This is a genomic window from Segatella copri (assembly GCF_009494395.1).
Classification (GTDB): domain Bacteria; phylum Bacteroidota; class Bacteroidia; order Bacteroidales; family Bacteroidaceae; genus Prevotella.
This window is the reverse complement of the sequence record NZ_VZCB01000079.1, coordinates 181998-202897: the sequence shown is the minus strand read 5'-3', so window position 1 is coordinate 202897 and position 20900 is coordinate 181998. Positions and strand designations below refer to the sequence as shown.

The 20900-nt window shown below is 48.8% G+C and carries 19 protein-coding genes; 8 read left to right on the top strand and 11 right to left on the bottom strand.

Annotated features, from left to right (window positions below; translation table 11 throughout):
• Positions 1-6 precede the first annotated feature (6 nt).
• Entirely contained in the window at positions 7-453 is a 447-nt protein-coding gene (locus tag F7D73_RS10520; RefSeq protein WP_153124525.1) for a nucleoside deaminase, read from the bottom strand.
• Positions 454-556: 103 nt separating this feature from the next.
• On the opposite strand from F7D73_RS10520, the gene F7D73_RS10515 reads away from it, so the two are divergent.
• From F7D73_RS10515 to pyrH, 3 genes are all read left to right on the top strand, one after another.
• Positions 557-934 carry a YraN family protein gene (locus tag F7D73_RS10515; protein WP_153124523.1) on the top strand — a complete coding sequence of 126 codons (378 nt, stop codon included), beginning with the start codon at positions 557-559 and terminating at the stop codon, positions 932-934.
• A gap of 71 nt (positions 935-1005) precedes the next feature.
• A complete protein-coding gene (locus F7D73_RS10510) occupies positions 1006-1743 on the top strand; it encodes a biotin--[acetyl-CoA-carboxylase] ligase (protein ID WP_153124521.1) in 738 nt (245 codons plus the stop codon).
• Positions 1744-1787: 44 nt separating this feature from the next.
• Positions 1788-2498, top strand: coding sequence for a UMP kinase (gene pyrH / locus F7D73_RS10505; protein ID WP_153124519.1), 711 nt, complete (start codon positions 1788-1790; stop codon positions 2496-2498).
• 79 nt (positions 2499-2577) lie between these two features.
• On the opposite strand, the gene pssA is transcribed toward pyrH, so the two are convergent.
• Together pssA and F7D73_RS10495 are read right to left on the bottom strand one after the other, a co-directional pair.
• Entirely contained in the window at positions 2578-3306 is a 729-nt protein-coding gene (pssA, locus tag F7D73_RS10500) for a CDP-diacylglycerol--serine O-phosphatidyltransferase (RefSeq protein ID WP_153124517.1), read from the bottom strand.
• Positions 3307-3309: 3 nt separating this feature from the next.
• Positions 3310-4002 carry a phosphatidylserine decarboxylase family protein gene (locus F7D73_RS10495; RefSeq protein ID WP_153124515.1) on the bottom strand — a complete coding sequence of 231 codons (693 nt, stop codon included), beginning with the start codon at positions 4000-4002 and terminating at the stop codon, positions 3310-3312.
• A gap of 165 nt (positions 4003-4167) precedes the next feature.
• Here F7D73_RS10495 and dnaE point away from each other — a divergent pair, with 165 nt between their 5' ends.
• Positions 4168-7878 carry a DNA polymerase III subunit alpha gene (gene dnaE, locus F7D73_RS10490; protein WP_153124513.1) on the top strand — a complete coding sequence of 1237 codons (3711 nt, stop codon included), beginning with the start codon at positions 4168-4170 and terminating at the stop codon, positions 7876-7878.
• 50 nt (positions 7879-7928) lie between these two features.
• Positions 7929-8243, top strand: a complete 315-nt coding sequence (gene trxA, locus F7D73_RS10485; RefSeq protein WP_153124511.1) for a thioredoxin — start codon at positions 7929-7931, stop codon at positions 8241-8243.
• 531 nt (positions 8244-8774) lie between these two features.
• Here trxA and tsaE read toward each other — a convergent pair.
• Both tsaE and F7D73_RS10475 read right to left on the bottom strand, forming a co-directional pair.
• Complete coding sequence (gene tsaE / locus F7D73_RS10480; protein WP_153124509.1) at positions 8775-9185, bottom strand: tRNA (adenosine(37)-N6)-threonylcarbamoyltransferase complex ATPase subunit type 1 TsaE; 411 nt, start codon at positions 9183-9185, stop codon at positions 8775-8777.
• Positions 9186-9254: 69 nt separating this feature from the next.
• Entirely contained in the window at positions 9255-10823 is a 1569-nt protein-coding gene (locus tag F7D73_RS10475) for a bifunctional response regulator/alkaline phosphatase family protein (RefSeq protein WP_153124507.1), read from the bottom strand.
• Positions 10824-11014: 191 nt separating this feature from the next.
• Here F7D73_RS10475 and F7D73_RS10470 point away from each other — a divergent pair, with 191 nt between their 5' ends.
• Both F7D73_RS10470 and F7D73_RS10465 read left to right on the top strand, forming a co-directional pair.
• A complete protein-coding gene (locus F7D73_RS10470) occupies positions 11015-11290 on the top strand; it encodes a LysO family transporter (protein WP_153124505.1) in 276 nt (91 codons plus the stop codon).
• Entirely contained in the window at positions 11287-11889 is a 603-nt protein-coding gene (locus F7D73_RS10465) for a lysine exporter LysO family protein (RefSeq protein WP_153124503.1), read from the top strand. Before F7D73_RS10470 ends, F7D73_RS10465 begins: the two co-directional genes overlap by 4 nt.
• A gap of 58 nt (positions 11890-11947) precedes the next feature.
• Here F7D73_RS10465 and F7D73_RS10460 read toward each other — a convergent pair whose 3' ends face one another.
• The 5 genes from F7D73_RS10460 to F7D73_RS10440 form a co-directional block, all read right to left on the bottom strand.
• Positions 11948-15127, bottom strand: a complete 3180-nt coding sequence (locus F7D73_RS10460; protein WP_367383714.1) for a tetratricopeptide repeat protein — start codon at positions 15125-15127, stop codon at positions 11948-11950.
• 15 nt (positions 15128-15142) lie between these two features.
• Positions 15143-15946 carry a metal ABC transporter permease gene (locus tag F7D73_RS10455; protein WP_153124501.1) on the bottom strand — a complete coding sequence of 268 codons (804 nt, stop codon included), beginning with the start codon at positions 15944-15946 and terminating at the stop codon, positions 15143-15145.
• A gap of 72 nt (positions 15947-16018) precedes the next feature.
• Entirely contained in the window at positions 16019-16402 is a 384-nt protein-coding gene (locus tag F7D73_RS10450; RefSeq protein WP_153124499.1) for a hypothetical protein, read from the bottom strand.
• Between the two features lie 75 nt (positions 16403-16477).
• Entirely contained in the window at positions 16478-17719 is a 1242-nt protein-coding gene (locus tag F7D73_RS10445) for a 3-phosphoshikimate 1-carboxyvinyltransferase (RefSeq protein WP_153124497.1), read from the bottom strand.
• A gap of 36 nt (positions 17720-17755) precedes the next feature.
• Positions 17756-18982: a zinc-dependent metalloproteinase lipoprotein gene (locus tag F7D73_RS10440; RefSeq protein WP_153124495.1), complete on the bottom strand. Its 1227-nt coding sequence runs from the start codon at positions 18980-18982 to the stop codon at positions 17756-17758.
• Positions 18983-19379: 397 nt separating this feature from the next.
• Between F7D73_RS10440 and F7D73_RS10435 the strand changes: the two genes are divergently transcribed.
• A complete protein-coding gene (locus F7D73_RS10435) occupies positions 19380-19886 on the top strand; it encodes a hypothetical protein (protein ID WP_153124493.1) in 507 nt (168 codons plus the stop codon).
• Positions 19887-20118: 232 nt separating this feature from the next.
• Here F7D73_RS10435 and F7D73_RS10430 read toward each other — a convergent pair whose 3' ends face one another.
• On the bottom strand, positions 20119-20874 hold the full coding sequence (locus F7D73_RS10430) for an exodeoxyribonuclease III (RefSeq protein WP_153124491.1): 756 nt from the start codon (positions 20872-20874) through the stop codon (positions 20119-20121).
• Positions 20875-20900 lie beyond the last annotated feature (26 nt).

The window sequence follows — 20900 nt, the reverse complement described above, 5'->3', positions numbered from 1 at the left end:
AGATTCCTATCTCTTTCTGGCGAAGAATTCCTGCATGAGTGCCCGGCACTCATCTTCCAGTACGCCCGATGTAACTGTAGTCTTAGGATGCAGTGCATCGGGCGCATATTTTGTATACCCCCTCTTCTCATCTCCTGCTCCGTATACTACCCGGCTTATCTGTGCCCATCCCAATGCTCCGGCGCACATGACGCAAGGTTCTACGGTGACATAGAGCGTGCAGTCCTTCAGATATTTCCCGCCCAGCATGTTGGCGCCTGATGTGATGGCCTGCATTTCGGCATGGGCTGTGACATCGGTCAGCATCTCGGTAAGATTGTGGGCACGGGATATGATTCGGTCCTTGCATACGATGATGGCGCCCACCGGTATTTCGTCTTCATCAAATGCCGCTTGTGCCTCTATCAGGGCACGGCGCATGTAGGCTTCGTCTTTTTTCTTGATATCTTCCATTGTTTTTAGTGCAAAATTACATAAAAAAGTTTGAAGTGTGAACTATTTTTATTATTTTTGCAAGGTAAAAGTATCTTTTGATGCAAAATAAAGGAAATAGACTATGGCAGAGCATAATGAATTAGGTGCATGGGGAGAAGACGAGGCGGCTCTTTACCTTGAAGGCGAAGGCTATGTTATCATCGACCGGGACTGGAAGATAGGCAAGAGAGACCTGGATATCCTGGCTCTTTCGCCAGATGGAAAGACCTTGGTGGTGGTAGAGGTGAAGACCCGTTCCGGTGATGATTACCAGCGGCCGGAGGAAGCTGTTGATGGCAGAAAGATGCGCAATCTGGCGATAGCTGCCAATGCTTATGTCAAGGAGCATCAGGTGGATAAGGAACTGCGCTTCGATATCATCGCTGTGGTAGGTGTAGGCCATCAGGTGAAGTGCCTCGAACATCTCAAGGATGCCTTCAATCCGATGCTGATACTGTAATCATGTCATGAGGGGTGTACCTATGTATATAAGTACGGTCTGTACATTATCTATATTAGGAAAAAGATAAAATGGAAAAGAAGATAATAAGATTGAAGGAAGTGGATTCTACCAATCGCTTCCTGAAGGAATTAAGTTCATACGATGAGACTGCACTCACCATTGCCGTGGCTGATTTCCAGACAGCCGGCAGGGGACAGGGCACGCATACCTGGGAGAGCGAGGAGGGCAAGAACCTCCTGTTCAGTATGTTGGCTTGCCCTGTGTGGGTGCCGGTTCGTCAGCAGTTCCTGCTTTCCGAGGTGGGAGCCCTTGCCATCAAGGATGCCCTGGATTCCTATGCTGACGGGTTTACGCTGAAGTGGCCTAACGATGTGTATTGGAAGGACAGGAAAATCAGTGGTACGCTGATAGAGACGTCTATCGATTCCAGGGGCATCAAGCGCTGCATCTTCGGCATCGGCATCAATATCAATCAGATGGAGTTCAGGAGCGATGCACCTAACCCTGTGTCTCTGGCTCAGATCCTGGGGCATGAGGTGGATAGGGAAGAGGTGCTGCAGAAGGTGATTGAGGCTTTCTGCAGATACTATGAGCTCCTGCGCCGTGCCGACTATATGGATGTGTCGGGCATCTACCATCTTTCGCTCTACCGTCGCAAGGGCTATCATTGGTATGAGGACAAGGATGGCAAGTTCGAGGGAGCCTTCGTTGAGGTTGAGGACGATGGTCATCTTATCCTTCACGACAAGAAGGGAGTGATTCGTTCGTATGCATTCGGCGAAATCAAGTTTCTGATAAATACTTAATCCCTGAAGTAAACATTAAACAATAAACATTTAACAAAATATTTATGGCAAAGTTTAAAAGAATTCTTTTGAAGTTGAGCGGTGAGAGCCTGATGGGCAAGCAGAGCTTCGGTATCGACCCTGAGCGCTTGAGTGATTATGCTAAGCAGATCAAGGAAGTTCACGAGATGGGTGTGCAGATTGGCATCGTTATCGGCGGTGGCAATATCTTCCGTGGATTGAGTGGCAGCCAGAAGGGTTTCGACCGTGTGAAGGGCGACCAGATGGGCATGTGTGCTACAGTTATCAATTCTCTTGCTTTGAGTAGTGCGCTCGGAGCTTTGGGCGTCAAGAACAAGGTGCTCACAGCCATCCGCATGGAACCAATCGGTGAGTTCTATACCAAGTGGAAGGCTATCGAGGCTATGGAGGATGGCTATATCTGCATCTTCTCTGCCGGTACAGGCAGTCCTTACTTCACTACTGATACCGGCTCTTCTCTCCGTGGTATCGAGATTGAGGCTGATGTCATGTTGAAGGGTACCCGTGTGGACGGTATCTATACTGCCGACCCGGAGAAGGATCCTACCGCAACCAAGTTCAGCGACATTACATACGATGAGATTTATACAAAGGGCTTGAAGGTTATGGACCTGACAGCTACTACCATGTGTAAGGAGAACAACCTTCCTATCTACGTATTCAATATGGATGTTGTAGGTAACCTGAAGAAGGTGATGGACGGTGAGGAGATTGGTACGCTTGTGCACAATTAATCTGCCAGTCCCGGCAAACGATAAAAGGCTTACTTCCCTGTCTGGGGAGTAAGCCTTTTGTTTTATCTGATTAAATCCTTTATTTCTTTCTCATGAATAGGATGGCAGAGAGGAGAACATACATCAGGATGATGATCCACCAGCCCTGCAGGAATCCTCTTGCGCCCTCGTCTGCTACCGAGAGGGCAAGAATTGCCACGGCAAAGCCTGCGAAACCATATTTCACCTCATTGCCCTTGAACGACCACTGCTTGAACTTCAGGGCAAACAGTGGCATCTCGCATACCAGCAGGTAGCTGGTGATGAGGATGAGAGCCAGAACCAGATATACTGACCAGCTCAGGTTTGTAAGCCAGGCAGGATTGAATACTACCAGCGAGCCCCAGAACAGGGCGTTGGCTGGAGTAGGAACCCCGATGAAAGAGGTGGTCTGGCGCTCATCAAGATTGAACTTGGCCAGTCGCAATGCCGAGAAGGCTGCGATGATGAAGGCTGCATAAGGCAGCCATGGGCGCATCGGCTCCAGAAACTCTGGGTATTCCATCACCTGGAGATGAGAGAATACGATGGTGGCAGGCGCCACGCCGAAGGTTACGTCGTCAGCCAGCGAATCCAGCTCCTTGCCGATAGGTGATGAAACGTGCAGCAGACGTGCACTCATACCGTCGAAGAAGTCGAAGGTGGCTCCAATGATTATCCACAACAAAGCCATCTCTGGATTTCCACCGAAGGCAAACGATGTAGCAATGCAGCCTGATATCAGGTTGCAGCATGTTATCGTGTTAGGGATATGTTTCTTCATGCTCATTTTTTATTTCAATTTTGCAATGATGGTTTGGTCACCCGTGGTAGACTGTCCCATCTTCACACATACTTCTGTTCCGAGAGGCAGGTAAACATCCACACGTGAACCCAGTTTGATAAAGCCAAGGTGCTCGTCGATATAGCACTCTTCGCCTTCCTTTGCATAAGTTACGATACGGCGCGCTACGGCACCGGCAATCTGACGACACAATACATCTACGCCTTCAGGGGTAGTGATCATGACGTCGGCATGCTCGTTTTCCTCGCTTGCCTTAGGCAGCCAAGCCTTGTGGTAGTTGCCATCCACATGCTTTACGAATTTCACCTTTCCGTCTACCGGGAACCAGTTGGCATGTACGTTCCAAAGGCTCATGAAGATGGAAATCATCAATCGCTTGTCATTAAAATATGGCGCATTATCTACTTCTTCTATTACCACAATCTTGCCATCGGCAGGAGCTACGACGAGCTTCTCAGTATCCTCTACGTTCAGGTAGCGGATAGGGCAGCGATAGAAATTGAGCACGATGCAGTAAACCACACCGAAGACAACCAGGAAAATCCAGAATGGAATTTTGGTGTCAAAAGCTCCCCATAATATTGCCGCAATGGCTACTAACGCTATCGCTCCGCCCACCAGCTGATCGGTGCCTTCGCGATGCAGTCTTATCTTTTTCAGTTTCTTTATTTTTTGTCCCATAAGGTAGGATTAAGTTTTTATTGGTGCAAAGGTACTGTATTTTTGTCGTTTTAGCAAATTTTTTGGGCGTTTCTTTTATGTTTTTCAATTTTTTCTCTTTTTTCTTTTGGAATATCAACTTTTAGCCGTAACTTTGGACTCAAATTTTGAAATTTAGAACGTTTAATGGAAGATTTTGTTCATTTACATGTGCATACCCAGTATTCCATCCTCGACGGTCAGTCTAAGATTCCGCATCTCGTTGACAAGGCCATCAAGGACGGCATGAAGGGTATGGCTGTTACCGACCATGGTGTGATGTTCGGTATTAAGGAACTCACGGATTATTGCGCCAAGGTGAACAAGGATCGCAAGAAAGAGGGACTGGAGCCCTTCAAGCCTATCATTGGCTGTGAGATGTACGTGGCCCGCCGAAGAAAGGAAGACCGTGAGAAGGACAAGGGCGATATGAGTGGTTACCACCTCATCGTGCTTGCCAAAAACTATAATGGATACAAGAACCTCATCCAGCTGGTCAGTAATGCCTGGGTGGATGGATACTATATGCGTCCGCGAACCGACCGTGCCGACCTGGAGAAATACCACGAGGATCTGATAGTCTGTTCGGCATGTATTGCCGGTGAGGTTCCGTCTAAGATATTGCATGGCGACATCGAGGGAGCCCGCGAGGCTTGCGAGTGGTATCATAATCTCTTTGGCGACGATTACTATCTGGAGCTTCAGCGCCATGAGGTGAAGGAACCGCTTCCTTTCCTGGCCAACCGCGAGGCTTTCCAGCTGCAGCAGAAGGCCAACAAGGTGCTCATAGAGATGGCTAGGGAATACGGCATCAAGCTCGTATGCACCAACGACTGCCACTTCGAGGACAAGGAGACGGCTGAGGCCCACGACCACCTGCTCTGTATAGCTACCGGCAAGGACCTGGACGATCCTAACCGTATGCGATATTCCAAGCAGGAGTGGTTCAAGACCCGTCAGGAGATGAATGACGTCTTCTCGGATATTCCCGAGGCACTGTCTAACACGCTGGAGGTGCTTGACAAGGTGGAAATCTATAGCATCGACCACGGACCAATCATGCCTTTCTTCCCGATTCCTGAGAGTTTCGGTACCGAGGAGCAACTGCGCCAGAAGGTATCAGAGGAAGACCTCTACAAGGAATTCACCAGCGATGAGAACGGCGAGAATCAGCTGCCGCCGGAGGAAGGACAGAAGGTGATTGACCGTCTGGGCGGCTACGACAAGATATACCGCATCAAGTTTGAGGCCGAGTATCTGCGCCATCTTGCCTACGAGGGAGCCAGGCAGCTCTATGGAGATCCGCTGCCGGCGAACGTGGACGAGCATGTGAACTTCGAGCTCCACGTGATGAAGACCATGGGTTTCCCTGGCTACTTCCTTATCGTGAGCGACTTCATCAGGGCGGCTCGTGAGGAACTGGGCGTGATGGTGGGTCCGGGCCGTGGTTCTGCGGCTGGTTCCGTGGTGGCCTATTGCCTGGGCATTACCAAGATTGACCCTTTGAAGTACGACCTCCTGTTTGAGCGTTTCCTAAACCCTGACCGTGTCAACCTGCCTGATATCGATACCGACTTTGATGATGATGGACGAGGCAAGGTCTTGCGCTGGGTAATGGATAAGTACGGTCATGAGAACTGTGCCCACATTATTACATACGGTTCGATGGCAACGAAGAACTCCATCAAGGACGTGGCCCGAGTGGAGAAGCTGCCGCTCGACAAGGCGAATGCGCTCTGCAAGGCGATTCCCGACCGACTGCCTGACGGCGCGAAGATGAATCTTCCCAATGCCATCAAGTATACGCCGGAGCTGAGAGAGGCAGAATACTCCACCGATCCCCGCGAGAGCAATACCATCAAATATGCCAAGATGCTGGAGGGCACCATCCGTGGCACGGGTATCCATGCCTGCGGATTCATCATCTGCCGAGACCCTATCAGCAACTGGGTGCCTGTATCTACTGCCGATGACCCTGATTTTCCGGGACTGAAGACGGCAGTAACCCAATACGACGGTCACGTCATCGAGACCACCGGACTCATCAAGATGGACTTTCTGGGCTTGAAGACCCTCTCCGAGATGAAGGAGGCATGCAAGGTCATCAAGCAGACCACGGGCGACGTGGTAGACCTCGATACCATCCCTATCGATGATGAGCTGACCTATCAGCTCTACCAGCGCGGACAGACCATCGGAACCTTCCAGTTTGAGTCGCCTGGCATGCAGAAGTATCTCCGCGAGCTGAAGCCTACGGTGTTTGAGGACCTCATCGCCATGAATGCCCTCTACCGTCCGGGTCCTATGGACTATATCCCTGACTTCATCGCCCGCAAGAACGGTAAGCAGGCGATTACCTACGATATCCCGTGCATGGAGAAGTATCTGAAGGATACCTACGGCATCACGGTCTATCAGGAGCAGGTGATGCTCCTTTCCCGTCAGCTTGCCAGCTTCACCCGAGGTGAGTCTGATGCCCTCCGTAAGGCGATGGGTAAGAAGAAGAAGGCAATCGTAGATGCAATGAAGCCTAAATTCATCAAGCAGGGACAGGAGAACGGACACGATCCGAAGGTGTTGGAGAAGATATGGAGCGACTGGGAGAAGTTTGCTTCCTACGCCTTCAACAAGTCGCATGCCACCTGCTATTCGTGGGTAGCCTATCAGACGGCTTATCTCAAGGCTCACTATCCAGCCGAATACATGGCAGCGCTGATGACCCGCCGCTTTGCCCAGATTACCGAAATCACCAAGCTGATGGAGGAGTGCCAGTCGATGGATATCAAGACGCTGGGACCTGACGTGAACGAGAGTTACCGTGCCTTCGGTGTGAACGAACATGGCGAAATCCGATTCGGTCTTTCTGCTATCAAGGGTATGGGAGCTCCGGCTGCCGATGCCATCGTGGCAGAAAGGGAGAAGAACGGTCCCTATAAGACCATCTTCGATTTTGCAGAACGTGTAGACTTCTCCTGCGTTAACCGCAAGGCTTTCGAAACCCTGGCGCTGAGTGGCGGTTTCGACAGCTTCGGCATCCGCCGTGAGCAGTTCTTCGGCAAGAACAGCAAGGGCGAGACCTTCCTCGATACCTTGGTGCGCTATGGCCAGCTCTATCAGCGCGAGCAGCAGGAGGCGGCTACATCGCTCTTCGGAGGAACCGAAGCAGTAGAGATAGCCACTCCGCCTATTCCTGAGGTGGAAGGCTGGAGCACCATCGAGCGACTGAACAGGGAGCGCGAGCTGGTGGGCATCTATCTCTCGGCTCATCCGCTGGATGATTATGAGATTATCCTCAACAACCTCTGCAATACCCATTGTGCGGAGCTGGGCGACAAGGTTGCGCTTGCCAAGAAGGAAGACATCGTCTTCGGCGGCATCATCACCGAGGTGAAATCCAAGTTTACCAAGACCGGAAAGCCTTGTGGATTCGTTACCCTCGAAGACTTTGAGGGGTCGGGCGAACTGGCTCTCTTCGGTGAGGACTGGGGCACCTGGCGAGGCGTCATGGTGGAGGGAAGTACCATCTTTGTTACGGCAAAGTGCGTAGCCCGCTATGGCAACAGCAACTATCTCGACTTCAAGATCAGTACGGTGGAATATCTGCAGACCGTGAAGGAGAACAGATTGGAGAAGTTTACGATTTCCATCGACAGTTCTATCGTTGATGATACGCTGGTGAACGACCTCAAGACGCTGGTTGAGAACGATGAGGGCCATGCGCAGCTCTTCATACAGATTCATGACTCTGAGACCAACACCAACTTTACGATGCGTGCACAGGACAGGGCGATAGGAGTGAGCCGGGAACTGATTCAGTTCGTGAACGACAACCCGAAGATGTCTTATCAGATTAACTAGTGAATATACTCAGATAATATCAATCATAAATAAAACAAAAAGTAAAGAAAATGGAAGTAACAATTACAACAGAGAATTTCGAGAGTTACAAGAATGGCGAGTTGCCATTGGTAGTAGATTTGTGGGCTACATGGTGTGGTCCTTGCCGTCAGATTGCTCCTATCGTGTCAGAATTGGCTGAGGAGTTTGATGGTAAAATCGTTGTTGGTAAGTGTGATGTAGAGGAGAATGACGACATCGCTATGGAGTTTGGTGTTCGCAACATCCCTACTATCCTCTTCTTCAAGGGTGGTCAGCTGGTAGACAAGTTCGTTGGTGCTGCATCAAAGGCAACCCTGACTGAGAAGTTCCAGGCTCTCTTGTAAAATCCTGAAAGCGAAATGGTTAAAAGCATCTGGCTGGAGATTTTCCGTCTCTGGTCAGGTGCTTTTTTGTTGGCAGAAGGTGACAAAGTCACTCGTCACTCGTCACTTTTCATTTTTAGTGCATGTTGCATCTTTTGTTTCCTAAGGACCTTATTATTAATAATAGGTGTATTATTGAGGGATTATGATAAATAGATAATAATAATATATATAATAAATATAAATATTATTCATCATATATATTTATAATATACATATTGTATTTATCATAATACCTCATAATAATAAGGATATATAATAATAAGGGGTGTACAATGTGCAAAAAACAAAAAGTGACGAGTGACGAGTGACTTTGTCACTTTTTGCATGCCCGTTGGGTAGCGTTACGAGTGGGCTGTAGCTGCACGGCGAGGGGCGGGCAACTGCATCACGAGGGGTATGAAAATACGTCCCGACGCAGACTGTGCTACGTCGGGACGTACTGAGAACTGCGTCGGGACGTAGTAAAGTCTGCGTCGGGACGTATTTTTCTTACCATTCTACGCTTCTGCTGCCATCCTCCTCGGCGGTGATAGTCACCTTGGTGCAGTCTTCTGGCAGGAGGTCTTCTATCAGCTCCGGCCACTCCAGGAAGCAGAGGTTTCCGCTGTAGAAATAGTCCTCATAGCCCATATCGTATACCTCGTCCAGCTTCTTGATGCGATAGAAATCGAAGTGATAGACAGGGTCGCCATTACCAGCGGTATATTCGTTGACGATGGCAAAGGTAGGAGAGGTGATGACATCCTCTACTCCCAACTCTTCGCAGATAGCTTTGACAAATGTTGTTTTTCCGGCACCCATCTTGCCATAGAAGGCAAAGACCTTGCCGTCGCCCATGTTATCCAGAAATTCCCTGGCAGCTACATGGATGTTGTCTAATGAATCAATCTTAATCTTCATATATTTACTTTGAACTTTGAATTTTGAACATTGAACTTTATGATTAGCTAAGGCTGCTGGAGTCTTTGCTTATCTCTTTCTCGGTGTCAGCGTGATGAGCGGAATGAGCATTTCCTCCATCGAGATGCCACCATGCTGGAAGGTGTCCTTGTAGTAAGACACATAATAATTATAGTTGTTCGGATAGGCGAAGAAGGCATCACCGTAGGCGAAGACATACGCAGTGCTCAGATTAGGAGCAGGCAGCTGTGCCTTGTGGGGCTCCTTGATGGTGAATACTTCCTTGGCATTATACGCCAGGTTCTTGCCCAGTTTGTAGCGCAGGTTGGTGTTCGTATTGCGGTCGCCTACAATCTTGATGGGCTTCGATGCGCGGATACTGCCATGGTCGGTGGTGATGATTACCTTGAAATCGCTCTGGGCAAGCCGCTTGAACAGCTCTGCCAGTACCGAGTGGCGCAGCCAGCTCCGGGTGATGCTGCGGTAGGCAGATTCCGTATTCGCCAGCTCCCTTACCATCTTGGATTCGGTTCGTGCATGCGAGAGCATGTCGATGAAGTTGATGACGAGCACATTCAGGTCGTTGCCCTTGCATTCATTGTAATGCTCCAGGAACTTGTCGGCTCCAGCCGAATCGTTCACCTTGTGATAGCTGAAGCTGTAGTGCTTGCGATATCTGTCCAGCTGCGTCTGGATGAGCGGCTTCTCGTTGAGGTTCTTGCCTTCCTCTTCGTCTTCGTCCACCCACAGTTCCGGAAACATTTCGGCTATCTTGTTGGGCATCAGTCCGCTGAAGATGGCATTCCGGGCATACTGGGTGGCTGTGGGCAGGATGCTCATATACATGTCTTCCTCGATGTCGTACATGTCGCCGATGTCTTTTGCCAGCATCTTCCACTGGTCGTAGCGGAAGTTGTCTATCACGATGAGGAACACCTTTTCGCCCTTGTCGAGCATCGGGAAGAGCTTGGTCTTGAAGATGTCCGGACTCATCACGGGTCTGCCTTCCACCACCTTGCCCAGATTCTTCGGGTCTACCCAGTCCATATAGTTCCTGGCGATGTATTTGGCAAAGCCGATGTTCGCCTCCTCCTTCTGCATGGAGAGCATCTCGGTCATTGAACTGTCGGTATCGCTCAGTTCCAGCTCCCATTTCACAAGCCGGCGGTATACTTCCATCCAGTCCTGAAAGTTGCGGCAGTCCATCATCTGCATGGCTATCTGCTGGTAGTCCTGCTGGTATCCGCTCTGCGTTACCTCCGTCACGATGTCCTTTCGGTGTATATTCTTCTTGAGCGACAGGAGAATCTGGTTCGGGTTTACGGGCTTGATGAGATAGTCGGCTATCTTGGAGCCTATAGCCTGGTCCATGATGTTTTCTTCTTCACTTTTTGTACACATCACAACGGGTGTGGCTGGCTGGATGTCCTTGATATGCTGCAAGGTCTCCAGTCCGCTCAGTCCCGGCATCATCTCGTCGAGGAGGATGAGGTCGAAGGTCTGCTGCCTGCATTGGTCGATGGCATCGGCCCCGTTGCTCACCGTCACCACCTCGTATCCTTTCTTTTCCAGAAAGATGATATGGGCTTTGAGAAGCTCTATCTCGTCGTCTACCCAAAGTAATAATCCGTTGCTCATTAATGTATCTTTTTTTTTAAGGTGCTAAAGTACAAAGAATTCTTGAATGGAGAACGATTCTTGCTATTAAAGTATGTTAATAGGGCTGAAAGTGTTGTATTCTTGGGTTAGGATATAATATAAAGACCGGGAATCCGTTATTATTATTTAGTAATGAATAAACGAAAAATAAACGAAGAAAGAAGAAAACAATGCTCAAGATTGTAATGATTATGTTGTGCGGAATAGGTACGGGATATCTGCTTCGCAACAGGAAAATGAGTTTTATTGGCCGGGGTATCACGGCGCTGATATGGGTGCTGCTGTTCCTGCTCGGTATCGAGGTGGGGGCTAACCCGCATATCGTCAATGGTCTGCAGACTCTGGGTCTTGAGGCCATCGTGCTGACGATAGCCGGAAGTCTGGGTAGTGCAATCTTTGCCTGGGCATTGTGGAGATACGTCTGCAGAAAGGAGGCTGGGAAATGAAAGGTAGTCTGATTATCGTGGGTTTCTTCGTGCTGGGCATCATCGTGGGCTTGTGTGATGTGATTCCGTCCAGCTTCCCGGCGAGCGACGTGAGCTATTATGCGCTCTGCTGCCTGATGTTCTGCGTGGGTATCAGCATCGGTTGCGATACCTCTATATTGAAGAGTTTCAGAAAGGTGAACCCCCGGCTGATGATGCTGCCGGTGATGACCATTCTGGGTACTCTTGCCGGATGTGCTGCTGCCTCCCTGGTATTGGGGCATCGCCAGCTCAGCGACTGTCTTGCCATCGGTTCGGGCTTCGGATACTACTCGCTGTCGAGTATCTTCATCACCCAGTATCGTGGTGCAGAACTGGGTACCATCGCCCTTCTTGCCAACATCTGCCGCGAGATTCTCACCCTGCTGTGTGCTCCGCTGCTGGCTAGGTATTTCGGCAAACTGGCACCTATCAGCGTAGGTGGCGCCACCACGATGGATACCACGTTGCCCATCATCACCCGCAGTTCGGGCGAGAGCTTCATCATCGTTTCCATCTTCCATGGTTTCTGTGTGGATTTCTCCGTACCGTTCCTGGTGACATTCTTCTGTTCATTATAAACGAAACTTGCCCATAGCGCTGTGCATTGGTTATGCATCAGGCGCTATGGGCAATTCTTTAGAACCCTTCCAGTTCGAAATATTCATCTTCCAGTTCGATGCTTTCTGAAGAGTTGCTGTCATCAAAATAGATGCCGGTATCTTCTTCCTTCTTATCTTTCTTCTGGTTTGGAATCACGAGGGTTCCGTCGTCTTTCTTTTCCTTCTGGTTTGGAATCACGAGGATTCCGTCGTCTTTCTTTTCCGGAATCTCCTCCTTCTTGCCTTCTACTTCGAGTTCTCCGCTGCTTAGCGGTTCGTCCTGTGGGGTTATTGGAACTGTCAGCGTGTTATCTTCTTGTGATTGTTCCGCTTTGGGCGATTCTTCAGAAGTAGCCTCTTCTGTCGAAGGCTCTTCTTCTGCTGCTGGAGCTGTTTCGGCAGGCTCGAGAAGCAATGGAAGCTTGCTGACAGGGAGAGGGGCGAAATGCTTGCTGTAGAACTTCTCATACTCCTCGTAGGTATGGCTGGTACCCAGGAGCTTCAGGTTCGGCTCGCTGATGACGTAGGCACGTACATTGCCTAGCAGACGCTTGATGGCGGGCTGCTGGTATACGGCGTTGGCGTACTGGCGGGCTTCGTCATAACTGTTGAAACCGCTAATCTGCATGCGATGCAGTCCCTCCAAGTCCTCGATATTGATATCGAAATAGCGTGCCATGTAGGAGGTAAAGTTGTACTTCGCCATCTCGAAGAGCAGCTGGTGCTCGTTGGTCTTGTCCGGATCGTAGGCAAGGAGGAACACGAAGCTGGCATTGCGTTCCGGGCTATATCCCTTCTGCCTGGTGGAATCCCGGTTGTTGAGCTCTATGCTTCTGCGGGTCCATACGTCGTTGAGGTCGAATTTGCCCCCATAGAGTCGTCTGCCGGCATCCACGCCGTTGATGATCATACCTGCCATCTCGCTCAGACGGCTGTCGGGATACTTGCTGACCACTTCCTTGAGGTCTGCCAGGCAGCTCTTGATATTGCCGTCGTTCAGCTTGCTGAGGCCGCCGATGAAGAGGAATTTATCACGGTTTGCCCCATCAGGGAAGCGGTTCCGGGATATCAGGGCGTTCCTTTCCACCTTGTCATATTCCCCGTCCCTGAAAGCCTGATAGGTGCGCGTATAGAGAGAATCTTCTATCTGCACACCCCGCTTGGCATTCTCTGCATAGTATGGGTCGGAAAGGAGGGTAGTCCACTGGCTTTCCGGGTATTCTGCCTTCAGTTTCTGCAGATAGGTCTGTGCCATCTCCGGTTTCCGTTCTCTGGAATAGAGCAGATACAGATGGTAGTAGGCGTCATCCAGATGTGCATAGTCAGGATGGTTGTTGACCAGTCTCAGCAGGGATTTCCGGCTCAGTGGCAGGTTGTCGAGCTTGTCCTTGAAGATTACTCCGGCATGATACAGACCGTCTTCCAGCAGCTTGTTGCTCTCAGCCAATTGTTCTGGGGTGAACGGAATCTGTGCCAGGTAATACTCGCGTCTGTGCGGATCGTTGACGGCACTGTCTGAAGTCTGCTTGAGTAATTCTTCCTGTTCGGCAGCCTGTGCCAGCGAGTCTCTCTGTTCATCTGTCATCTCTTCAGCTCCGGCAGCGTTGGCAACAACGGTCTTGTTGATGCGCTGCCAGTTGTCCACGTTATCTCGCTTGCCCCAGAGTTTCTGGAATTGCGCCTTTCCCTGGCTTACGGTCAGCGGAGAGTAGAAATACCATTGCCCGTTGGCAGGGGTGTTGGCGCTATTTTCATTGTTTTTCTGCGGGCTGTTGCTGGAGGCGAAGTTGTTGTTGTTGGCAAAGTTGCCGCCGTCCTGCCGGAGGGTTGATTCCGCTTCTTCCTCCGCCTTTCTGTTTCTTTCTTCCTTTTCCTTCTTTTTCAGGGCGTCAATAACCCTGTCGATGGCAGCATTGCGTTCTTTCTCGCTCATCCTGGCAAGTTGCTGCAATGAGTCTTGCAACTGCACGGCATCGGTATAGGGCACCAGTTCATCGAGCACCTTGGATCGGTTGGCGAGTTGCTGGTAGTCCTTTCTGTCCTTATCCAGCAGTCCGATGGCTTCTCCGTAGCATCTGCGTGCATCGGAGAATTTCTCCTTGGTCCAGTACAAATCGCCCAGATGCAGCAGCAAGACGCCTTTTTCTATTCCGTTGCGGGTAGATTTCTGATTGCCTTTCTCGTATGCCGTTATGGCTTGCAGGGTATCTTTCCTGCTGAGGTGTATATTGCCGATGGCATAGTATATCTGGTCCTGATATTCTTTGTTGTTGTCGGAGGCAGCCATTCGTTTCAGCCTGTTGATCATCTTGCCGGCATTGTCTTTCGCCATCACTTCGGTCATGGCAATGCGGGCGTTGAAGGCGAGTTCGTAAGGTGGATTCTGGCGAATCACGTGCCTGAAGGCTTTATAGGCTTCTTTCTTGTTGCCGATGGATGCCTGAAGCTGTCCCATCAGATACCATTCGCGTGCTTTCTGCTTGCGGCGCATCTCGTGGCTGATTACTTCCCTGAGGTAAGGAATGGCCTGCTCGGCATTGCCGGTGTGGATATAGTAATCGGCAAAGGTATAATCCCATTCTTTCTGGGCACGCCAATGGATGGAATCGCGAAGCATGTTGCGAATCACGTCTTCGGCATCGTAATTCCAGTTCTGCTCGATATAGCATTTGGCGAGCCAGGCCCGGGCTTTGCCGTAGATGGCGGGCTGGGTGGCGTAGAGGCGACTCATATAGGAAAAGGTGGCGGCTGCCGACTCGAAATCTCCCTGATAGAACTGCGAACGGCCCATCAGCATCCATGCCTTCCAGAGGAACGGGTTGTATTCCCGGCGACTCAGCCATTCGATGTCTTTGGCTGTCTTGCGGCGGTTTTTGGTCCATTCCGGTCTTCGCTTGATGCTGTGCTGATGGATGGCCTTCTCGCATTTCTCGATGGCGCGGTCGAAGTTGGCCTTGCCGATTTCCCGGCTGTTCTTGTTGCTCACGGTATAGAGCGGAATCTGCTCGGTATAGTTGTCCTTGTTTTCCGTCTCTTTCTCCAGCGAACCATCGATATAGGCGAGTGTACCATTATAATAGGTGTTGTACTTTGCATTAAAGGCGTGCCACCATCTGCTCTGCGCTGTATTCTTCTGCGTAGAGCATCCGGTAAGAATCAGGGCTATCGTCAGGAAGACAAAGCCTAGGGCGTAATGAAAAGTATTCTGTTGTTTCACCTTATTATATTATCTTTATGAATGACGGAGCATCTTATATCCCTTGGCGAGGGCAAAGAGGATGATGCTGACGAATATGATGGTGGCGCCTGAAGGCACGTTGAGCAGATAGCTGGCATATAATCCCACCAGGCAGTCTATCCATCCCAGCAGGATGCTGACGGCAATCATGTTCCTGTAATTGTTGGTAAAGAGATTGGCGGTCATCTGCGGAATGGTAAGCAGGCTGATGGCGAGTACGATGCCCACCATCTTCAGCGTGGCTACAATGGTCATGGCGATGAGCGTCATCATCAAATATTCTATGGCTGTGACGGGCAGGTGCTGCGACCTGGCAAACGTGCTGTCGAAAGCAATGTTCTGAATGGGGCGCAGCAGGAATGTGAAGAGCAGCGCAACGATGAGGGTGAGACCGCCCAGCAGCCACAAGTCAGCACTATCGATGGCTAGGATGCTGCCAAAGAGGAAGGAGGGAAGATCGGGCATGAATCCGGGTGTAAGGAAACAGCAGATGATGCCCACGCTCATTCCCAATGTCCAGAACATGGCGATGGCAGAGTCTTTGCGCACGTCTTTCTTCCTGGAAATCCATTGTACGCCAAAAGCACTCAGTATGGCAAAAGCCATGGCTGAGAAAATGGGGTTGAGCCCCGCATATACACCGATTCCGATGCCACCGAAAGAGGCATGGGTGATGCCGCCGCTGATGAAAACCAGTCGGCGGGTAACTATATAGGTTCCGATGAATCCGCATAGGATGCTGGCTAGGAAAGCTCCTATGAGCGCATTCTGGAAAAATGTATACTGCAGTATATCCATTACTTTGAACTTTGAGCTTTGAACTTTATAATTAGCGAAGCTGCTGAATTTTTAAGTTTGAACAGTAAAATTCTAGCTTAAAAAGTTGATGACTTCATCTTTCAGCTGGTTAGGAAGGTTGATGCCCCGAAGGATGAGGCTTCTGTTCCAGCCGGCTACTTCTTCTGGTTGCATCGTATAGAGCACCTCTGAGAATTCCTCCACCTCTTCGTCGGTATAGGAATCGGCTTCCCGACCAGCAAACCGGTCGAGGTCTTCGTCATCGTAATATTCTATTTCCTTGATGGCAGCTTCCATCATGCAGTCCTGTTCGCATTTAGAGTTTTCCCCATTGCAGGTGTTGCACGATACTCCTTCCTGCAAAGGTTCCTCGTCCTCTCCCTTGCGATGAGAGAAGATACCGAACAGGGCGCTTATCAGGCCTAATACCACCAAGGCTAAAACTAAATATAGCATTTACTATTTACTTTGAACTTTGAACTTTGAGCTTTGAACTTTGAACTTTATGATTAGCAAAGGCTGTTGAATTCTTCACTCTTCACTTATTTCAAACCCCACCTTTTTGAGGTCTTCCCAGTATTGTGGATATGACTTGCTCACAACTTCCGGGTTGTTGATTTCTATCTGTGGAAACTTGAAGGCGAGAGGTGCGAAAGCCATAGCCATGCGATGGTCTTCGTAGGTGTCGATAGGAGCGAACGTAGGCTCGCAGGTTTCACCATCCCAGATGAGCGTATTGTCATTCTCATCGCGAATCACATAACCCACCTTCTTCAGTTCCGTCTTCAATGCTTCGATACGGTCGGTTTCCTTGATCTTCAAACTGGCAAGACCGGTAAACTTGAACTTGACACCAAGGGCGCAGCAGGCTACGACGATGGTCTGAGCCAAATCTGGTGAGCCCGTGAAATCATATTCGAATTTCGGCAACAGGCAGCGATTCGCCTTCAAGGTAACAGTGCTCAGGGTATCGCGACTTTCGAATTCACTCTTTACACCCAGCAGACTGAAGATGTATTTCACAACCGAATCGCCCTGCTTGGAGCTGTCCATCAGACCTTCGAGCTTGATGAGGGAATTGGAATTGCTGTTGAGGGCCATCATCTCATACCAGTAAGAAGAGGCGCTCCAGTCGTTTTCTATCTGATAAGGAGTGCTTTTATATGGCTGCGGTTTGACGGTGATGGTATCCATATCAGTCCATTCTGCTTCAGCGCCATATTCCCTCATCGTCCAGAGCGTCAGGTCGATGTATGGTCGGGATGCAATTTCGCCTGTCAGTTTCAGTTCCATTCCGTTCTTGAGGATAGGACCAATCATGAGGAGGGCTGAGATGTATTGCGAACTGATGTTGCCCACAATTTCCAGATGGCCTCCTTCCAGCGGCTTGCCCTTGATATGGAGTGGGGGATAGCCTTCCTTCTTTTCATAGGTGATGTCTGCGCCCAGATAGCGAAGGGCATCTACCAGAATGCCTATAGGGCGGTTCTGCATGCGCTCGGTACCCGTGATGGTGTGTTCACCTTCTGTAGAAGCCAGGTAAGCAGTCATGAATCGCATGGCAGTACCTGCAGCTTTGATGTTGATGACCTCTGGCATATCCTTAAGGGCTGCAATAATCACCTCTGTATCATCACAGTCGCTCAGGTTGTCGGGCTGGATGTTGCTTCCTGCCATCGCACTGATGACGAGCGCTCTGTTGCTGATACTTTTGGATGCAGGCAAGTTGATGCTTGCGTTGAGTTGGCTTGGAGCCTTGATTGTATATTTCATATTCTATATTCTGCTGTTTGATGATATTGAATCTGTTTATTTGCCATGGAAGGTGCGGGTCTGAATGTCTTTCAGCCTGATGGTTCTTCCCTTGGCCAAGACATTCGGAAGGTCGAATTCTTCTTCTGGCATCTCATTCCATGCTCTTGTGGTGGTTCTTGCCTTCTTCGGACCCGGAATGAGCGGCGAATAGTACAATACCTGTCTTATTCGATAGGCTTGATCTGGAGTGAACCGCATGCTGTAGCAGATGCTGTAATCCATCAGATTGTCTGCCTGCCATTCTTTTCCCTGATTGTTGGAGCGTTTGGCAAGTTGTTTCACCGTGAAAGTCGTATCTGGCTTGATCTTTTTGGCTTCTGCCATGTAGCTGACGAGCCATTTGTTATACGCTATTCTGTTGTAGCTAGGTGTATCTTGGCAATAGTCTGAATCATCATCGTCATCAGCCGGCTCTGATTTGTCTTTCTTGTCTGGCTTTTCGGAGAATGTGTGGAAAAGTCCCAGATAATGCCCCAGTTCGTGGGCCAGTGTGGCATTCGGATCTGCTGTGTTATACTGATAATTCTTCTGCTTCTTGTCGGTCGTATATCGGGTACCCTCGTATTTCTTATCCACATAGATGGCATTGAGGGATACGCAGTATGGGAAACTGCTTGGCTTGCTGAGCGGATAATTCTTGCCGTTGGTCAAGCCTTCCAGATCAGGATAACCGGCTACCTTGTAGGGTACATTGCTGATGCCAAGAGTTGTCGACGTTGCATCGGTATTCTTGAAGGTATAGACCATCACATTGATGTAGTCGTTCTGGTTCCAGGAGTATTTGGCGTTCGACTTGCTGCGCATGAACTCTTCACAGTCTAGGGAGTCTTCTGCTATCTTGATGTATTCTACGCCTGGCGTCTTCAGTTTCTTTCCATTGAGGTCGTATTCGGCAAGTTCGAACTGTATATGGAGGTTCTCACTCTCGATGGTGTCGAGACTGATATTATATACATTGCCTTGATATAGCTCGTTGACATTGTCTAGCAGCTCCTTGAGTCGGGCATTGGGTATATACTGTTTCGGGTTTTTGCTGTCTTTGTAGAAAACATGGAATATGACGGGGAGATGGTAGATGTAGTCATCTCCCGTAATGAAGTCACTATCCCTATCCTGTCCGTTGGCAGTGATGGGTGAATCTCCGATGGTTCCCTCTGAGTCTTTGCAAGACCAAAGCCCAAGTGTGGCCAATATGATGATGAAAATTGCAAAATGTTTCATGCGTGTACCTTATTATATGATATAATTTATGATATATTTTCTGCAAAAGTACAAAATAAAATGAACATAAGCTAGCAAACGGGCGAAAAAGTTTATGTTTCTGATGAAAAAAAAGTTTCTTTTATACGATATGAAATGATAAATGAGTTTACAATATGTAAAGAGATGATGGGTAAAATAGGGTATTATTTCTTGTAGCTACTTTCAAAGTGCGTAATTGGAGGTGCGAAAATAACAAATTGTAATTCTGTGTACGTTTTCACGGAAAAAGTAAAACTGGGGTAAAAAATAAAATAAAATTGCGTTAAGAGAATATACAACATTGAGAAATTCATTGTATCTTTGCACCAGAAAAAAGAAATAAACAACAACAAATTCAATCTAAAAAATTAAGAATATGAAACGAGTTATATTATTCTCATTGATGGCTTTGATGACTGTAGCAGCTTTCGGTCGCAAGCACGTAGAGAATGCAACAGTAGTTGCTGACACTATTTACTATGCAGAAAATATGAGTAACGTAGCTAGTGCAGGTCAGGCTAGTTATTACAGACTGCTGATGACTACTGGCACTGGCATCAATAAGAAGGATGTATTCCAAGACTTCTATATGAATGGTAATCTCCGTGCTGAGGGTGGCTACAGTTTCGTAGACCTCGGTAACGATCGCAATACTATCTTCAATGGTGAGGTTACTACCTACTATAAGAATGGCAAGGAGAAGTGGCATGGCAAGTATGTCAATGGCAAGCGCGAGGGCTACTTCACTCTTCAGCTCCGTGAAGGCGGTGTAGCTGTCGTTCAGTTCAAGAACGGTAAGTCTATTCACAATTACTTCATGGTTACTTACAAGGATGGTTCTACTGAAAAGAGAAATCTCTCAGAAATTCAGCAGCTCTTGTAAGATAAGTAAACCTTAGAAAAGGTTTCTTCATTGAAATAAAAGAAAATCTCTCTTATATAAATTAAAATTTTATGTTGATATGACCAATATGGGGATGGCTTCCGTGAGGAAGGTACATCCCCATCTTTTTTCTGATATGTGCGTAACTGAAAAGGGCTGGCGAAATCTCGCCAGCCCTTCTTTTGCCTTTGTATTTGATATCTGAATCTTTTGTCTGTCTAGGGATATCTGATTAGATGTCTAAATCAACTTCTACAGGACAGTGGTCGCTGCCCATGATTTCTGTATGAATCCTGGCTTCTGTTATCCTGTCTTTGATGCTGTCGGATACCAGGAAGTAGTCGATACGCCAACCTGAGTTCTTCTCACGGGCCTTGAAGCGGTAAGACCACCACGAATAGGTTACTTCTTCCGGATGAAGATAACGGAAACTGTCGGTAAAGCCGTCGTTGAGGAGGATGGTCATCTTTTCTCGTTCCTCGTCGGTGAAACCTGCATTGCGACGGTTGGTCTTCGGATTCTTGATATCGATTTCTTCGTGAGCTACATTCAGGTCACCACAGATTACAACAGGCTTCTTGGCGTCAAGAGCCTTCAGAAACTTGTGGAAATCGTCTTCCCAAGTCATTCGATAATCCAGACGCTTTAATTCTGTCTGAGAGTTTGGGGTATAGCATGTAACGAGATAGAACTGCTCATATTCCAGAGTGATGATGCGGCCTTCGTTGTCGTGTTCTTCCACACCCATACCGTAGCTTACGCTCAAAGGCTTGTGCTTGGTATAGATGGCCGTACCTGAGTATCCTTTCTTTTCTGCATAGTTCCAATAACTCTCGTAGCCTTCAAAGGTCAGATCGAGCTGTCCTTCCTGCATTTTTGTTTCCTGCAGGCAGAAAAAATCAGCATCGAGTGCCTTAAACTGGTTCTCGAAGTCCTTGCCAACGCAAGCGCGCAGGCCATTTACATTCCAGGATATAAACCTTAACATCGTGTTTATTGATTATTTTATAGTGA

Excerpts from the sequence above, each read along its gene's own strand:
- F7D73_RS10520 (WP_153124525.1), bottom strand. The coding sequence starts at position 453 with ATGGAAGATATCAAGAAAAAAGACGAAGCCTACATGCGCCGTGCCCTG.
- F7D73_RS10515 (WP_153124523.1), top strand. The coding sequence starts at position 557 with ATGGCAGAGCATAATGAATTAGGTGCATGGGGAGAAGACGAGGCGGCT.
- F7D73_RS10510 (WP_153124521.1), top strand. The coding sequence starts at position 1,006 with ATGGAAAAGAAGATAATAAGATTGAAGGAAGTGGATTCTACCAATCGC.
- pyrH (WP_153124519.1), top strand. The coding sequence starts at position 1,788 with ATGGCAAAGTTTAAAAGAATTCTTTTGAAGTTGAGCGGTGAGAGCCTG.
- pssA (WP_153124517.1), bottom strand. The coding sequence starts at position 3,306 with ATGAGCATGAAGAAACATATCCCTAACACGATAACATGCTGCAACCTG.
- F7D73_RS10495 (WP_153124515.1), bottom strand. The coding sequence starts at position 4,002 with ATGGGACAAAAAATAAAGAAACTGAAAAAGATAAGACTGCATCGCGAA.
- dnaE (WP_153124513.1), top strand. The coding sequence starts at position 4,168 with ATGGAAGATTTTGTTCATTTACATGTGCATACCCAGTATTCCATCCTC.
- trxA (WP_153124511.1), top strand. The coding sequence starts at position 7,929 with ATGGAAGTAACAATTACAACAGAGAATTTCGAGAGTTACAAGAATGGC.
- tsaE (WP_153124509.1), bottom strand. The coding sequence starts at position 9,185 with ATGAAGATTAAGATTGATTCATTAGACAACATCCATGTAGCTGCCAGG.
- F7D73_RS10475 (WP_153124507.1), bottom strand. The coding sequence starts at position 10,823 with ATGAGCAACGGATTATTACTTTGGGTAGACGACGAGATAGAGCTTCTC.
- F7D73_RS10470 (WP_153124505.1), top strand. The coding sequence starts at position 11,015 with ATGCTCAAGATTGTAATGATTATGTTGTGCGGAATAGGTACGGGATAT.
- F7D73_RS10465 (WP_153124503.1), top strand. The coding sequence starts at position 11,287 with ATGAAAGGTAGTCTGATTATCGTGGGTTTCTTCGTGCTGGGCATCATC.
- F7D73_RS10455 (WP_153124501.1), bottom strand. The coding sequence starts at position 15,946 with ATGGATATACTGCAGTATACATTTTTCCAGAATGCGCTCATAGGAGCT.
- F7D73_RS10450 (WP_153124499.1), bottom strand. The coding sequence starts at position 16,402 with ATGCTATATTTAGTTTTAGCCTTGGTGGTATTAGGCCTGATAAGCGCC.
- F7D73_RS10445 (WP_153124497.1), bottom strand. The coding sequence starts at position 17,719 with ATGAAATATACAATCAAGGCTCCAAGCCAACTCAACGCAAGCATCAAC.
- F7D73_RS10440 (WP_153124495.1), bottom strand. The coding sequence starts at position 18,982 with ATGAAACATTTTGCAATTTTCATCATCATATTGGCCACACTTGGGCTT.
- F7D73_RS10435 (WP_153124493.1), top strand. The coding sequence starts at position 19,380 with ATGAAACGAGTTATATTATTCTCATTGATGGCTTTGATGACTGTAGCA.
- F7D73_RS10430 (WP_153124491.1), bottom strand. The coding sequence starts at position 20,874 with ATGTTAAGGTTTATATCCTGGAATGTAAATGGCCTGCGCGCTTGCGTT.